The following is a 13884-nucleotide window of genomic DNA, read 5'->3' on the forward strand; positions in this document are numbered from 1 at the left end:
CAGCTTTGGCCCAATAATAGGGCAGGAGCGTAAGGGAATTAACTAATATCCAATTGCCGGCAGCGGTGCAGGGTTTCGTCTACTTTATTGTTGATGCGATTTACCGCGCTAGTTTCGGCTTCGCTGGGGGTGGCATTTTTCTTGGCTTGCAGCATTTCATAGCTGATGTTCAGCGCGGCCATAACGGCGATGCGCTCTAGGCCAACGACCTTGCCAGAGGTGCGAATACCGCGCATTTTTTGGTCAAGAAATTGGCCCGCTTGCATTAGCGCGCCCTGCTCTTCTAGTGGGCAGGCAACTTGGTATTCTTTGTCGAGAATTTTTATGATGACGGTCGGGGTGCTCACGATTCTTTCTCCAGCGCACGCAGCCGCTGAATCATGGATTCAATCTTGGCGCGGGCAATATCGGTTTTTTCGATCAGTTGTTCGCGCTCGGTACGCCAGTGTCTTGCATCGGCTTTAAGTGCGCGGTTTTCTTTGTCTAATTGTTCACACAACTGGACAAGCTCGTCCACTTTTCGTTCCACAAGTTGCAACTGTCGCTCATCCATACTTAGACCGCGTCCGTACTCAGAAAAAGATCGGATTATAGTAGAGTGTGGCTCGTATGTGGGTCAATGCAATTACGTTGCGCCGGAATTGATGATGGCGCGCCACAAGGCATTATTGCTCATCGCATTAGAAAGTCGATTTTATGGCGGCGCAGCGCTACCATTGCGGGCTTATATGTATTGATGGATTTATTCTCATGGCCGCCAGTTTAGAGCACGACGATCTCGCTAATCTTTTTCTCAGCCTCGGTGCCTTGCAACCGCCCGCTGAACTGCACGGCTATGCCGCAGGTTTTATTTCGGTTGGCGGTCGTTTAGAACAGGACGGCTGGCTGCAACACTGCGTGGACTTATTGGATTGTGAAGCGCCAAACCCCGAGCAGAGCGATGCGCTCTATACCGTGTATTGCACGGCTTTATTGAGCTTGGAGTCCGGTGAAATGGACTTGGAACTGCTGTTGCCCGACGACGAGTTTGATTTGGATCAGCGCATTGCCAGCCTTGGTCAGTGGTGTCAGGGCTTTTTGACCGGTTTTGCCATGGCCGGCAAGCAGCAGACCGGAGATGATAAAAATTATTCCGAGGACCTTACCGAGGCGATTAGCGATATTGCCGCCATTGCCCAAGTGTCCGCCGATGAAGGCGATGACGAACAGGGCGAGCAGGATTATTTTGCGGTGAGCGAATACGTGCGCATTGCCGCAATGACGATTTTTGTTGAGTGCAATGCGCCCTCAGTTGGCCATGCTGCGGAAAATGCCGACGGCCGCATGCACTAAATTCCTCGGTCACAGCCATGGCGCTGCCAGCGGTTGTGATAAGCTCGGCAGTACAATATAGCCGCCGTGTTTTAACTAATGATGAGAACCCCATGACGATAAGCATGCAGGAATTTGCCCGCCGCCGAAAAAATTTAATGGCTTTGATGGAGCCGGGCAGCATAGCCATTGTTCCTGCTGCCAAAATGGTGAGCCGCAATAGCGACACCGAATACCCCTTTCGTCAAGACAGTGATTTTTATTACCTCAGCGGCTTTGATGAGCCCGATGCAGTGCTGGTGTTGCTGCCTGGTCGGGCCAATGGCGAAGTGGTGTTGTTTTGCCGCGACCGCGATCCGGCCATGGAATTGTGGACGGGCTATCGCGCCGGCCCAGAAGGCGCTTGTGCCAAGTACGGTGCCGATGACGCTTTCCCTGTGGCGGATATTGACGACATTCTGCCGGGGCTATTAGAAGGGCGCCAGCGGGTCTATTACGCCATGGGCCGCCACACCGAATTTGATCAGCAAGTGATGCAGTGGGTGAATGTGATTCGCTCTAAGGTGCGCACCGGCGCCCAGCCTCCTGGTGAGTTTCTGGACCTAGATCACCATCTGCACGATTTACGTTTGTATAAATCTGCCGCTGAGCAAAAAGTGATGCGCCGCGCCGGTGAAATTTCGGCAGAGGCCCATTGCCGAGCAATGCGCCTGTGTCGTCCTGGCGTATTTGAATATCAGTTAGAGGCCGAAATACTCCACGAATTTGGCCGCAATGGCGCCCGTTATCCCGCCTACAGTACGATTGTTGGTGCCGGTAAAAACGGCTGTATTCTGCATTATGTGGAAAATAGCTGCGAGATTCGCGACGGCGACTTGGTTTTGATTGATGCCGGTTGCGAGCTGCATTACTACGCGGCGGATATTACCCGCACCTTCCCAGCCAATGGCCGTTTTTCGCCAGAGCAGCGCGCCCTCTACGAGGTAGTGCTGGATTCGCAAAAAGCCGCGATTGCCACGATCAAAGCCGGTAATCACTGGAATCAGGCTCACGATGCCACCGTGCGCGTGATTACTGCGGGCCTAGTTAAGCTAGGCCTGCTCAGTGGCGAGGTCGATGCCTTAATTGCCAGTGAGGCCTACCGCCCCTTTTATATGCATCGTGCTGGCCACTGGCTGGGAATGGATGTGCACGATGTGGGCGACTACAAAATTGGCGGTGAGTGGCGGGTGCTGGAAGAGGGCATGGTGATGACGGTCGAGCCAGGTATTTATGTGGCGCCAGATAATCTCAGTGTTGACGCCAAGTGGCGAGGCATTGGCATTCGCATTGAAGACGATGTTGTTGTTACCAAAACCGGCTGCGAGATATTAACCTCGGCGGTGCCTAAGGAAGCGGATGAAATTGAAGCGCTGATGGCGGAGGCCCGACTTGCCGCACACTGATTACGATGTGGTTATTGCTGGCGGCGGCATGGTTGGCGCCAGCCTGGCCTTGAGTCTCTATGTTCATAGTGGCGGCAAGCTGCGGGTGTTGGTGGTTGAGAGTTTTGCTTTGCCACCCTTGGCGGAGTCTGGTGTGCCAGCCTATCGGCCGAGTTTTGACGCTCGGTCCTCAGCATTGTCTTTTGGTAGTCGGCAGATCTATCAAGAGCTTGGGGTTTGGTCCTTGCTTAGCGAGCACTTGGGCACCATTTCCCAAGTGCATGTCTCCGACCGTGGCCATTTTGGCAGTGTGCTAATGACCGCAGAAAGCCAAGGCTGGGAAGCCTTGGGTTATGTGGTCGAAAATATGTGGCTGGGCAATGTCTTGCTCAACCATTTGCGGCAACATACTAATATTGAATTTTTATCGCCTGCCAAGGTTAGTGGTATTCAGATCGCCGACGGCTATGCAAACTTGACGATACTCGACGGTGAAGCGTCTCGCGATATTACGAGCCAGTTGGTGGCGGTAGCCGATGGCGCAGAGTCAGGTTTGCGCGCTCAGTTGGGGATTTCCGCAACAATTGCTGACTATCACCAGGTCGCGGTCATTGCCAATGTGGCCACTGAGCGGCCCCACAATGGCTGCGCCTTTGAGCGCTTTACCGAGCGTGGCCCACTGGCATTGCTACCGTTGGTTAATGATGGCAGTGGCCAATCGCGCTCGGCCCTCGTGTGGACCTTCCCCGAGAATATGGCAGAGGAGGTCATGGCTTGGTCGGAGTCGGAATTTTTGGCCGAATTACAGCGCAATTTTGGCTACCGTTTGGGGCGATTGCAAAAAGTCGGGCAGCGGGCCTCCTTCCCGCTGCAATTAATGCAGGCCGACGAGCAGGTGCGGCGCCAAGTAGTGGTGTTGGGCAACGCTGCGCACTCATTGCACCCCGTGGCAGGGCAGGGCTTTAACTTAGCGCTGCGCGATGTGGATTGCCTGAGTCGCATGCTGGCAACGGCGCAGCGCGAGGGCCGCGAGTTGGGCAGCTTGGGTTTATTGCAGGGCTATGTCGCGAGTCAGGAAGTGGACCAGCGCGTGACCACGGCGTTTTCCGATCAGCTCACGGGTATTTTCAGCAACCGGCAGCCGGTGTTGAGTGTGGTGCGCAATTTGGGTTTATTGTTATTAGATGTCACGCCAGCGGCTAAGTCGCGGTTTGTGGCCCGAGCTGCGGGCATTATGCCCGGTTCGTCAGCGGAGTCTTGGTAATGTCGGCAAGCATAGCTGAATTTGATCTAATTATTGTTGGCGCCGGTTTGGCGGGGGCTGCACTGGCCGTGGCGCTGGCCGATTTGCCGCTCAAAATTGCACTGGTTGAGGGGCAGGCTGTGCGCGACGGCTGGCCGCCGTTGGAAGAGAGCGTAGTCGATTACGACGCCCGGGTGAGCGCGCTCACCGAAGGTTCGCGGGAGTTTCTCGAGCAGCTTGGGGTGTGGTCTGAGATTAGTGATCGCCGAGTCTGCGCCTACACCGATATGGAGGTGTGGGACGGCGAGGGCACAGGGCGTATTCACTTTGCCGCCAGCGAAGTGAAGCGCGCTGCGCTGGGGCATATTGTTGAAAACCGCCTGCTCAATGCAGCGCTGATTAATCATCTGCGAGAATTGGCGGGGGTGAAATGCTATTTTGCCTGCCCGGTGGCGGCGATGGAGCAGCAAAGCGGCGGCGTGGCGCTAAGCTTGGCCGATGGCCGCGTGCTGCGCAGTTCCGTGGTGGTTGCCGCCGATGGCGCCAATTCGCGAATTCGCGACTGGGCCGGCTTTGTAACCCGCGAGTGGGATTATCATCATCACGCGATTGTGGCGACCATTGAAACCGCAGAGGCCCATAAGAATACCGCGTGGCAGCGTTTTCAGCCTGAGGGGCCGCTGGCATTCCTGCCCTTGCCTGACACGGCGGGCGAGCAGCGCTATTGCTCCATTGTGTGGTCGGCGCTGCCCGAGCAGGCCGAGCAATTAATGGCCATGGATGACGACGCCTTTTGTCGGGAGCTGGGCGCCAAGTTTGAGCACCGCTTGGGGAATATTGTGGCTTGTAGTCGGCGAGTAAGTTTTCCGCTGCGCCAGCGCCATGCCGCCGATTATGTGAGCGGAGGGGTTGTGTTGCTTGGCGATGCTGCGCATACCATTCACCCCCTTGCCGGCCAAGGAATAAACCTCGGTTTTCAAGATGCCATGGTCTTGGCCGAGGAGTGTCGTCGCGCCTGCGAACGGGGCCTAAGCCTCACCGACTCCGGCGCTTTGTCGCGTTATCAGCGCCGTCGCAAAGGCGGTAATTTGGCGATGATGGCCATGATGGAAGGCTTTCAGCATTTATTTGAGACCCCAGTTATGCCCCTGCGTTTGCTGCGTAACACCGGCATGACTTGGCTGAATAAGGCGCTGCCTTTAAAGCGACAGATTATCGCAAAAGCGATGGGCATTTCTGGGCCACTGTGATGTTGCAGTAGGCTTGACGAGGGCGGTAGACGCAAAGAGGTGTCGGAAGCCGGGCGTGGGTGTTACGCCTAAATTGGTATCGCTATGCCTTGTTGATTTTGAATTATCCGCGGAAGTCATTGAGAATTTTAATGATAATAATTATCATCTACGCCCGAGTTTGATATGAGAGGCGTTGATGATGTTTAGAATCGCGGCACGGCTAGTGACAATTTTGATAGCAGTGGGTTTAGCCGCCTGCGGTCGCAATACGCCTCCCGCCGACAGTGCGACAGGTCCCGAACTCGTCGTGTACAGCTCGCGCATTGAACAGCTTATCAAACCTATTTTTGACGACTTTACCAAAGAAACTGGCATTCGTATTCGCTATGTCACCGATGAAGCCGGTCCACTGTTGGCGCGGATGCGCGCTGAGGGCGAAAACTCTCCCGCTGATATGCTGATTACCGTCGACGCCGGCAACTTATGGCAGGCGGCGGAGTTAGGTGTGTTAGCGCCAATTGAGTCGGCAACCCTCAAGGCCAATGTGCCCCCAGCGCTGCGCGATGAGCAGGGGCGTTGGTATGGCGTTTCCATACGGGCGCGCACCATTGTATACGCCTCTGATCGGGTTAAGCCGGAAGAGCTGTCGACTTATGAAGATCTTGCCAGCGAGCAGTGGTCTGGTCGCCTGTGTTTGCGCACCGCAAAAAAGGTCTACAACCAATCCTTAGTGGCTAGTTTGATTGTCGCCCTAGGTAAAGAAAGGGCCGAAGAGGTTGTTAGCGGCTGGGTGGACAATTTAGCGGTGGCGCCGTTTTCAAGTGACAATAAAGTTATTGAGGCGATTGATGCCGGCCAGTGCGACGTCGGTTTGGTGAATACCTATTATTTGGCCAGAATGCTGGCCGATGACCCCAGTTTAGCCATTGGTTTGTTTTGGGCGAATCAGCAGGGTGAAGGTGCTGCTGGACGAGGTGTGCACGTCAATATTTCGGGGGCGGGTGTAACCAAGGCTAGCAAGCATAAGGCCGAGGCACAGCGTCTGCTGGAGTGGATGTCTGGGCCGGCGGCGCAATTTGATTTTGCGAGTTTAAACCAAGAATACCCTGTTAATGATGCGACCGAGCCATCGGCCCTGATTCAGCAGTGGGGTAGTTTTAGCGCTGACACCATGCCAATTGGCGAGGCCGGTCGCTTGCAGGGCGAGGCGATCAAAATGATGGACCGCGTGGGTTATCGCTAAGTGCAGAGCTTAGGGCTGGCAATGACGCCCACACCGCAGCGCGGTGTGGGTGCGGCGGTGTGGCTATTGCGCGGCGTCGGTCTGCTGGCTGTGTTGGGCGTGCTCGCGCCGATTTTGGTGATTGTGCTGAGCTGGTCGTCTGAGCAAACCGATATTTGGCAGCATTTAATTGCCACCCAATTGGGCGGGCTGCTCGCCAATACGCTGACTTTGTTGGTGGGGGTGGGCATCTCGGTAAGCGTGCTGGGCATCGCCTTGGCGTGGTTTACGGTGATGTGTGACTTTCCTGGGCGAGCGTGGTTTGAGTGGCTGTTGATGCTGCCCATGGCGGTGCCGGCTTATGTTATGGCCTTTGTTACTCTCGGTTTCTTTGACTTTGGCGGCCCCCTGCAGAGTTTTTTGCGGGCCAATATTGGCCAAGCCTACGGCAGTGTGGATGTGCGCAGCGAGCTCACAGTGATTGTGGTGTTTTCGCTGGTGCTCTACCCCTATGTGTATATGTTGGCGCGCAGCGCATTTTTGTCCCAGAGCAGCGATACCATCGAAGCCGCGCGGGTTTTAGGCTGTAACGGCTGGCAGGCATTTTTTCGCGTTGCTCTGCCCATGGCGCGGCCCGCGATTATCGCGGGGGTGAGTTTGGCCTTGATGGAAACTCTTGCCGATTTCGGCACGGTGGCCATTTTTAATTACGACACCTTTACCACCGCCATTTATAAATCGTGGTTTGGCTTTTTTAATTTGCAGGCTGCGGCCCAGTTGGCCTCTATTTTGTTGCTGTTTGTGGCGCTGACCCTGTTTGCAGAGCGCCGTTCGCGGGGCGGCCGCCGCTTTGTGCAGGGCGCTCGGCTGCAACATCGTTTTCGCTTTACCGTCGCGCCATTTACCGCGTGGTTAATGACCTTGGTGTGTTCACTGGTTTTATTGCTAGCGTTCCTTTTGCCAGTAGTGCAATTAGTGTCGTGGGCCGTCGCCGCGGGATCGGCGCAGCTGGATCGCCGGTTTTTTGAATTGTTAGAGCACTCCCTTTCGCTGGCTGGCCTTGCGGCCCTAATTACGGTGGCGCTGGCGCTCGTGCTGGCCTTTAATCGTCGGCAAAAGAGCCGCCTTAGTGCAATCTTTGGCTCGGCGCAATTGGGCTATGCCCTGCCGGGCTCGGTTCTGGCGGTGGGTATTATGTTGTCTTTCACCTATATTGATAATCAGTTTCTGATTCCTCTGCAGCGGCTATTTGGAATGACGCCGGCACCGGTGTTGGTGGGCTCATTGCTAACGCTGTTGGCCGCGTATTGGATCCGCTTTTTGGCGGTGGCGAGCGGCCCGCTGGAGTCGGGTTTGGAGCGTATTCGACCGAGCCTGCCCGAGGCGGCGCGCACCTTGGGCGCGAGTGGTGGCGCGCTAGTGTGGCGAATTTATTTGCCGATGTTGCGGCCAGGTTTGTTAACTGCAGCCGTGCTGGTATTTGTTGATGTAATGAAAGAAATGCCTGCTACGCTATTATTGCGGCCCTACGGTTGGGATACCTTGGCGGTGCGGATATATGAAATGACGTCTGAGGGCCAGTGGCAGCTTGCGGCACTGCCCGCATTGGCGCTGGTAGCGGCGGGATTAATCCCAGTGATAATCAGTATCCGTCAAAGTCGTCACTGAGCACTTTGTATTTATCGGCAGCGGCGTTAAAATGCGCCCATCTTACGCCTACGTTTTAGAGGACGGCCTTAAATGAGCAATACCCCCAGCGAATTGAAATACGCTAGCACCCACGAGTGGGCCCGTCTTGAGTCAGACGGCACGGTTACTGTGGGCATTAGTCACCACGCTCAGAACGCACTAGGTGATGTCGTGTTTATCGACCTGCCGGAAGTGGGCGCTGAATACTCTGCCGGCGATGAAGCCGCGGTAGCTGAGTCGGTGAAGGCGGCGTCGGATATATACGCGCCGGTGTCTGGCGAAATAATCGAAGTGAACGAAGCCCTTGATGAAAGCCCCGAGACGGTAAACGAATATCCGTATAGCGACGGTTGGTTTTTCCGCATTCAGCCTTCGGATCTTAGCGAGCTGGATAATTTGCTCGACGCCGAAGCCTACGACGAGCAGTGCGACGAGTAATCTAGCCGGCGGTTGTGTTGCAGTAACTAAGCGGCCATTGGCCGCTTAGTTACAAATATAATAATTTGCTAGGATCGCCGCGTTTTTACCGCAAGCTAATCACTGGCCAGCCGGCCTCAACGGCGTAAGCGCGCAGTTTGTCGTCGGGGTCGACAGCAACGGGTTTGTCCACTACCTTGAGCAGCGGTAAATCATTGTGAGAGTCGCTGTAAAAGTAACTGCCGTCCAAGTTTTTATTGTTGGCTGCTAGCCATTCTTCTAAACGCTGAACTTTACCGCTTTGAAAACAGGGTGTGCCAGTCGGCTTGCCGGTATAGCGACCGTGGATGATTTCGGCTTCGCTGGCGAGCAGGGTGTCAATCCCGAGCGCGGCGGCAATGGGCCCCGTGACGAAACTATTGGTCGCGGTAATAATCATAAGGAAGTCGTCGGCATCGCGATGTTGCTTGATCAGTGCGTCGGCTTTGGGCAGACGCAGCGGCGCAATGTATTTGGCCATGAAGGTTTGGTGTAGCTTATTTAGCTCGGCGCTGGAAAAGCGGCTCAAGGGAGCTAGCGCAAAACTTAGGTAGGCGTGTATATCTAAGCCGCCCTGTTGGTATTGGCGGTAAAACTCGTCGTTCTGTTGTTGAAACTCAGCGCTGTCGACAATGCCCTCGCTGGTTAAGAACTCCCCCCAAGCGTGGTCGCTATCGCCGCCGAGCAGGGTGTTGTCGAGGTCAAAAATTGCCAGTGCCATAGTAAATTGTTTTCCAATGAGTGGGGGGAGCTACGCAGCCCGCTAGCATAGCGTCTGCTGGCGCTTATTTCACCTTTCCACGCGAGACTTCGTTTGGTGAATTCCCAGTGTGGTCAATTTGTGGAACAATAGAAAACAGACATAAAATCAAACCTGTAGGTGAGTTGTGATTGATTCGGATGGATTTCGCCCAAATGTTGGCATCGTGCTTGCGAATGAGCGTGGCCAAGTTTTGTGGGCGCGCCGAGTAGGTCAAAGCGCGTGGCAATTTCCCCAGGGTGGCATTCACGAGGGTGAGTCGCCTGAGGCAGCGCTGTATCGCGAGTTGTATGAAGAGGTAGGGCTGCGCGAAGACGACGTCGATATGCTGGCCTGCACGCGGGGCTGGTTGCGCTATCGCCTGCCGCAGCGCTTGATTCGTCGCGAAAACAAACCCCTCTGTATTGGCCAAAAACAAAAGTGGTTTCTGCTGCAAATGAAAACCGACGATGCCAAAGTGAGCTTTGATTGCGGCGATAAGGCTGAGTTTGATCACTGGCAGTGGGTGAGCTACTGGTATCCGCTGGGGCAAGTGGTGGCATTTAAGCGAGAAGTTTACCGCCGCGCCATGAAAGAGTTGGCGCCGCGTCATGCCCGTTTAGTTAAAGACAGCGGCCTTGTTATTGGTGACTTGCGATGATGCTCGAAGCGCTACGCAGCATAGTTCAGGCCGTAAATGCCGCCGGCGATCTGCAATCGGCATTGGATATTATCGTAAGCCGTATTGCCGAGGTGATGGACACCGAGGTGTGCACTGTTTATTTGCGCGACCCCGATACCAAGCGTTTAATTTTTATGGCCAACCAAGGCCTGAACCCAGAGCTTATCGGCAAAGTCAGCTTGGGGCCCGACGAGGGCTTGGTGGGTTTGGTGGCGCGCAGGGAAGAGCCGGTAAACCTCGATCACGCCGAGAAACACCCCAACTTTCTGTTTTTACCCGGCATCGGTGAAGAGCATTATCACTCTTTTCTGGGGGCGCCAATTATTCATCAGCGCTCGGTTATGGGGGTGTTGGTTGTTCAGCAAAAAGATAGCCGCCGCTTTGATGAAGATGAAGAAGCCTTTCTAGTGACCATGTCGGCGCAGTTAGCTGGGGTAATTGCCCACGCCCGCGCGACGGGTTCTATTAATACCGCCCAAAACACAGTGGGCGCTACCGCATCCTTCAAAGGTATTGCCGGTGCCACTGGTGTGGCGATTGGTCAAGCGGCGGTAGTGGTGCCAATGGCCGAGTTACATTCGGTACCGCGCCGTCAATGTGACGATGTGGCGGCAGAGTTAGGTGCTTTTACCGCTGCACTAGATGCGGTGCGCAGCGATATTCGCGCGCTCAGTGATAAATTGCTCACCCAATTGCCGGCAGATGAACACGCCTTATTCGATGTCTATTTACGGATAATGGACGATGGCGCGTGGGTGGCCGAGGTTGTTGCAAAAATCGAGGGCGGCGAGTGGGCGCAGGGTGCCTTGAGCCAGGTGATGTCTAGCCATATTCGCGCTTTTGAGATGATGGAAGACACCTATTTTAAAGAGCGCGCCACCGATATAAAGGATTTGGGTCGGCGGGTTTTGTCCTATCTGCAGGCTAATGATATCGAGCCGCCAGATTATCCTGAAAGAACAATCTTAGTCGGTGAAGAACTCACTGCGTCGATGCTGGGTGAAGTTCCCCGCGAAAAGCTGGTTGGCATGGTGTCGGTGCGGGGTTCAAGTAACTCTCATGTGGCGATATTGGCTAGAGCCATGGGTATTCCCACGGTAATGGGCGCGAGTGATTTACCTTATACCCAAATCGAAAATGCCAATCTGATTGTCGACGGCTATTCGGGTTACGTTCACTATAATCCAACGCCCGAAGTGTATGAGCATTTTCGCTCAGTCTCTGAGGAAGATCACGCCCTGAACCAGGGCTTGGAAGCGCTGCGCGATTTGCCCAGCGAAACCTTAGATGGTCACCGCATGCCGCTGTGGGTTAATACCGGTTTGATGGCAGATGTTGCCCGCTCGCTGGATCGAGGCGCCGAAGGGGTGGGTCTATACCGCACCGAGATTCCTTTTTTACTGCGTGAGCGTTTTCCCAGCGAAGAGGAGCAGCGCGTAATTTACCGCGAGCAGCTGCTGGCGTTTGCGCCACTGCCGGTCACTATGCGGACTTTGGATATTGGCGGCGACAAAGCCTTACCGTATTTCCCGATTGAAGAAGAAAATCCCTTTTTGGGGTGGCGAGGAATCAGGGTGACCTTGGATCACCCAGAAATATTTCTCGTGCAGGTCCGCGCGATGCTTAAGGCCAGTGAAGGCTTAAATAATTTGCGCATTATGTTGCCGATGATCAGCAATGTGCAGGAAGTGGATGAGGCCCTAGAGTTGGTGCGCAGGGCTTACGAAGAGTTGCTGGAAGATGGCTGGGATATTAATCTGCCACCGATTGGGGTCATGGTTGAAGTGCCCGCAGCGGTTTATCAGGCGCGGCAATTGGCGCGGCGGGTCGATTTTTTGTCGGTGGGCTCAAATGATTTAACCCAGTATTTGCTGGCAGTTGATCGCAATAACACCCGAGTTGCCGATCTTTATCACGCTTATCATCCGGCGGTGTTGAACAGTTTGCAGCAGGTCGTCGACGCCGCGCATGCCGAGGGTAAACCGGTAGGGATTTGCGGAGAGTTGGCCGGAGATCCTGCGGCAGCTTTGATCTTGATGGCGATGGGCTACGATATGCTGTCGATGAACGACAATAGTTTGTTGCGGGTTAAGGCGGTTATTCGCAGCTGTCGTTTTGAGGATTTACAGAGTCTGCTCGATGGGGTGATGTTGGTAGATACTGCCGACGAGGTTAAGGCCCAGCTGCGCAAAGCTATGATTAATATTGGCATGGAGCGCTTACTGCAGCAGACGTCAGGCGGCGTATAGTGCCGTTGGCGCTAAGCTGTGGGTTTAGTGCAAAAGTGCTTTAGGGACTGCGGTTTTAAAAACTCGGCTTGTTGTGGGTCGGTATTATAAATTTGCTCCCAAAAGTCCCAGTGGCCGTCTAGGCCGAGGCTAACAATACTGCTAGAACGGGTGCCGTAGCAGAGGTCTTTGGCGTTCACAAAGCGGCTGGATAAGGCAAGGTTGATTGCCTCCTCGTGATGGCCGCTGCTGCTAGGGTCTTGGAGCATGGCCAGCAGCTGGTGGTGATCTGTGGCTGTCGTCAGCACGGAATTCAAATCACGCTCCCCTTTCATCGTTTTTTCATTGCGACTACTGCGCGGGATATTGCCTATGGCGTGAGTGCCTGGCGGCAGTAGCGCCCAGCTTGGCTCAATATTATTGCTGTAGCCGAGCTCTACACCATCGAAGGCGATAAAGTTAAATGGTCGGTATTCAGATTTTTCTAGTTCTAGTTGTGTGAGGTATCTGGGGGTGTCGTCGCTGCTGAGTAGAAAGTTTTTGACGAGATCGCCACGACTGCGGTCGCCCAAACCCTCAGCGTCGCGAAGATTGGTGACCGCGGCAAAGCGGCCGTTGCGGCTAACGCCCAGCCAGCTGCCGCCGTATTCAAGGTCGCGGCCAGCTAAAATTTGTGGGTAATCTGGCCAGAAGTCGGCGGCGAGGGTGGGGCGTGAATAAAATTCGTCACGATTAGCGGCAATAATGAGTGGCTGGTCTGGCAACTGTTGCCAAGACAATAAAATCAGGCACATGGACACTACGCTGTTGTTTGTAAGTAGAGCTGGTCATAATAGCAGCTTTGCGCGAAGTCGAGGTGGTCTATGGTGGTGCTGATATATCTTGGGGTCGGCGCCATTGCGGGGTTTGTCGCGGGTTTGTTTGGTGTGGGCGGTGGCATGGTAATTGTCCCTGCGCTGGTGGTTTGCTTTGCGGCCCTAGCGGTGCCGGAAAATATTGCGATGCAACTGGCGGTGGGAACCTCGCTAGCGGCCATTGTGGTGAGCTCCCTCAGTTCGGTGCGAACGCATCACAAAATGGGCAATATCGACTGGTTGCGCTGGCGTGGTTTGGCACCAGGTATTGCGGCAGGTGTGATGTTGGGGGTTGCCACCGCGAGCGTGCTGTCGGCGGAGTCGCTTAAGCTTGCCTTCGGAATTTTTTGCTTAGTGATTGCTTTGTATATGGGTTTAGCTATGCAGCCGCCAGCCACAAGGCAGTTGCCTGGGCCGGGGGGGCTGTTGCCAGTGGGTGTGGGTATCGGTTTTTTCTCGGCGCTGTTTGGTGTGGGTGGCGGCTCCTTGAGCGTGCCCTACTTGACTTGGTGCAATATGCGAATGCAAAAGGCGGTGGCTACGTCAGCAGCCTGCGGGGTGCCAATTGCGGTTGTGGGTGCAATGAGCAATATGGTTGCCGGTTATGGTCACGCGAGCTTACCAGCCTATAGTATTGGTTTTGTGTATTGGCCGGCGTTATTGGGTTTGGTGTTACTAAGTGCGCCCTGCGCAAGATGGGGGGCGCAGTTGGCGCAGCGCCTGTCGGCGGTGTATCTACGCCGCGCATTTGCTGGGTTTTTATTGGTGGTTGGCAGTCAATTTATTTGGGGAGCACTGTAGGGC

Annotated in this window: 14 protein-coding genes; 10 read left to right on the forward strand and 4 right to left on the reverse strand. The window is 54.7% G+C overall.

The window, feature by feature from the left end:
- Positions 1 to 38: 38 nt before the first annotated feature.
- Both P1U47_RS08120 and P1U47_RS08125 read right to left on the reverse strand, forming a co-directional pair.
- Positions 39 to 347, reverse strand: a complete 309-nt coding sequence (locus P1U47_RS08120; RefSeq protein WP_301028218.1) for a cell division protein ZapA — start codon at positions 345 to 347, stop codon at positions 39 to 41.
- Complete coding sequence (locus P1U47_RS08125) at positions 344 to 517, reverse strand: TIGR02449 family protein (protein ID WP_231856169.1); 174 nt, start codon at positions 515 to 517, stop codon at positions 344 to 346. The genes P1U47_RS08120 and P1U47_RS08125 overlap by 4 nt, the downstream gene beginning before the upstream one ends.
- A 233-nt stretch (positions 518 to 750) precedes the next feature.
- Here P1U47_RS08125 and P1U47_RS08130 point away from each other — a divergent pair, with 233 nt between their 5' ends.
- The 7 genes from P1U47_RS08130 (at position 751) to gcvH (ending at position 8559) form a co-directional block, all read left to right on the forward strand.
- Positions 751 to 1332, forward strand: a complete 582-nt coding sequence (locus tag P1U47_RS08130; RefSeq protein WP_301028219.1) for a UPF0149 family protein — start codon at positions 751 to 753, stop codon at positions 1330 to 1332.
- Positions 1333 to 1424: 92 nt separating this feature from the next.
- On the forward strand, positions 1425 to 2756 hold the full coding sequence (gene pepP / locus P1U47_RS08135; protein ID WP_301028220.1) for a Xaa-Pro aminopeptidase: 1332 nt from the start codon (positions 1425 to 1427) through the stop codon (positions 2754 to 2756).
- Positions 2743 to 3999, forward strand: a complete 1257-nt coding sequence (ubiH, locus tag P1U47_RS08140; protein ID WP_301028222.1) for a 2-octaprenyl-6-methoxyphenyl hydroxylase — start codon at positions 2743 to 2745, stop codon at positions 3997 to 3999. The genes pepP and ubiH overlap by 14 nt, the downstream gene beginning before the upstream one ends.
- The gene (locus tag P1U47_RS08145) at positions 3999 to 5228 is read left to right on the forward strand and encodes a UbiH/UbiF/VisC/COQ6 family ubiquinone biosynthesis hydroxylase (RefSeq protein WP_301028223.1); all 1230 of its coding nucleotides are present in this window, start codon (positions 3999 to 4001) and stop codon (positions 5226 to 5228) included. Before ubiH ends, P1U47_RS08145 begins: the two co-directional genes overlap by 1 nt.
- Before the next feature lie 205 nt (positions 5229 to 5433).
- Positions 5434 to 6453 carry an extracellular solute-binding protein gene (locus P1U47_RS08150; RefSeq protein WP_301028224.1) on the forward strand — a complete coding sequence of 340 codons (1020 nt, stop codon included), beginning with the start codon at positions 5434 to 5436 and terminating at the stop codon, positions 6451 to 6453.
- A 21-nt stretch (positions 6454 to 6474) separates the two neighbouring features.
- A complete protein-coding gene (locus tag P1U47_RS08155) occupies positions 6475 to 8100 on the forward strand; it encodes an iron ABC transporter permease (RefSeq protein WP_301028225.1) in 1626 nt (541 codons plus the stop codon).
- A 72-nt stretch (positions 8101 to 8172) separates the two neighbouring features.
- On the forward strand, positions 8173 to 8559 hold the full coding sequence (gcvH, locus tag P1U47_RS08160) for a glycine cleavage system protein GcvH (RefSeq protein ID WP_301028227.1): 387 nt from the start codon (positions 8173 to 8175) through the stop codon (positions 8557 to 8559).
- 85 nt (positions 8560 to 8644) lie between these two features.
- Here gcvH and P1U47_RS08165 read toward each other — a convergent pair whose 3' ends face one another.
- Positions 8645 to 9298: an HAD family phosphatase gene (locus P1U47_RS08165; RefSeq protein WP_301028228.1), complete on the reverse strand. Its 654-nt coding sequence runs from the start codon at positions 9296 to 9298 to the stop codon at positions 8645 to 8647.
- Between the two features lie 166 nt (positions 9299 to 9464).
- Here P1U47_RS08165 and rppH point away from each other — a divergent pair, with 166 nt between their 5' ends.
- A complete protein-coding gene (gene rppH / locus P1U47_RS08170; RefSeq protein ID WP_301028230.1) occupies positions 9465 to 9977 on the forward strand; it encodes an RNA pyrophosphohydrolase in 513 nt (170 codons plus the stop codon).
- Complete coding sequence (ptsP, locus tag P1U47_RS08175; protein ID WP_301028397.1) at positions 9977 to 12247, forward strand: phosphoenolpyruvate--protein phosphotransferase; 2271 nt, start codon at positions 9977 to 9979, stop codon at positions 12245 to 12247. The genes rppH and ptsP overlap by 1 nt, the downstream gene beginning before the upstream one ends.
- A gap of 11 nt (positions 12248 to 12258) precedes the next feature.
- Here ptsP and P1U47_RS08180 read toward each other — a convergent pair whose 3' ends face one another.
- The gene (locus P1U47_RS08180) at positions 12259 to 13020 is read right to left on the reverse strand and encodes an NRDE family protein (RefSeq protein ID WP_301028231.1); all 762 of its coding nucleotides are present in this window, start codon (positions 13018 to 13020) and stop codon (positions 12259 to 12261) included.
- A 69-nt stretch (positions 13021 to 13089) separates the two neighbouring features.
- Here P1U47_RS08180 and P1U47_RS08185 point away from each other — a divergent pair, with 69 nt between their 5' ends.
- Entirely contained in the window at positions 13090 to 13881 is a 792-nt protein-coding gene (locus P1U47_RS08185) for a sulfite exporter TauE/SafE family protein (protein ID WP_301028232.1), read from the forward strand.
- Positions 13882 to 13884: the final 3 nt, after the last annotated feature.

Source organism: Zhongshania sp. (genome assembly GCF_029212375.1).
In the GTDB taxonomy this organism is placed as follows: domain Bacteria; phylum Pseudomonadota; class Gammaproteobacteria; order Pseudomonadales; family Spongiibacteraceae; genus Spongiibacter.

Coding starts and splice junctions, on each gene's coding strand:
- gcvH (WP_301028227.1), top strand. CDS start 8,173: ATGAGCAATACCCCCAGCGAATTGAAATACGCTAGCACCCACGAGTGG.
- P1U47_RS08130 (WP_301028219.1), top strand. CDS start 751: ATGGCCGCCAGTTTAGAGCACGACGATCTCGCTAATCTTTTTCTCAGC.
- P1U47_RS08155 (WP_301028225.1), top strand. CDS start 6,475: ATGACGCCCACACCGCAGCGCGGTGTGGGTGCGGCGGTGTGGCTATTG.
- P1U47_RS08165 (WP_301028228.1), bottom strand. CDS start 9,298: ATGGCACTGGCAATTTTTGACCTCGACAACACCCTGCTCGGCGGCGAT.
- P1U47_RS08145 (WP_301028223.1), top strand. CDS start 3,999: ATGTCGGCAAGCATAGCTGAATTTGATCTAATTATTGTTGGCGCCGGT.
- P1U47_RS08185 (WP_301028232.1), top strand. CDS start 13,090: ATGGTGGTGCTGATATATCTTGGGGTCGGCGCCATTGCGGGGTTTGTC.
- ptsP (WP_301028397.1), top strand. CDS start 9,977: ATGCTCGAAGCGCTACGCAGCATAGTTCAGGCCGTAAATGCCGCCGGC.
- P1U47_RS08180 (WP_301028231.1), bottom strand. CDS start 13,020: ATGTGCCTGATTTTATTGTCTTGGCAACAGTTGCCAGACCAGCCACTC.
- pepP (WP_301028220.1), top strand. CDS start 1,425: ATGACGATAAGCATGCAGGAATTTGCCCGCCGCCGAAAAAATTTAATG.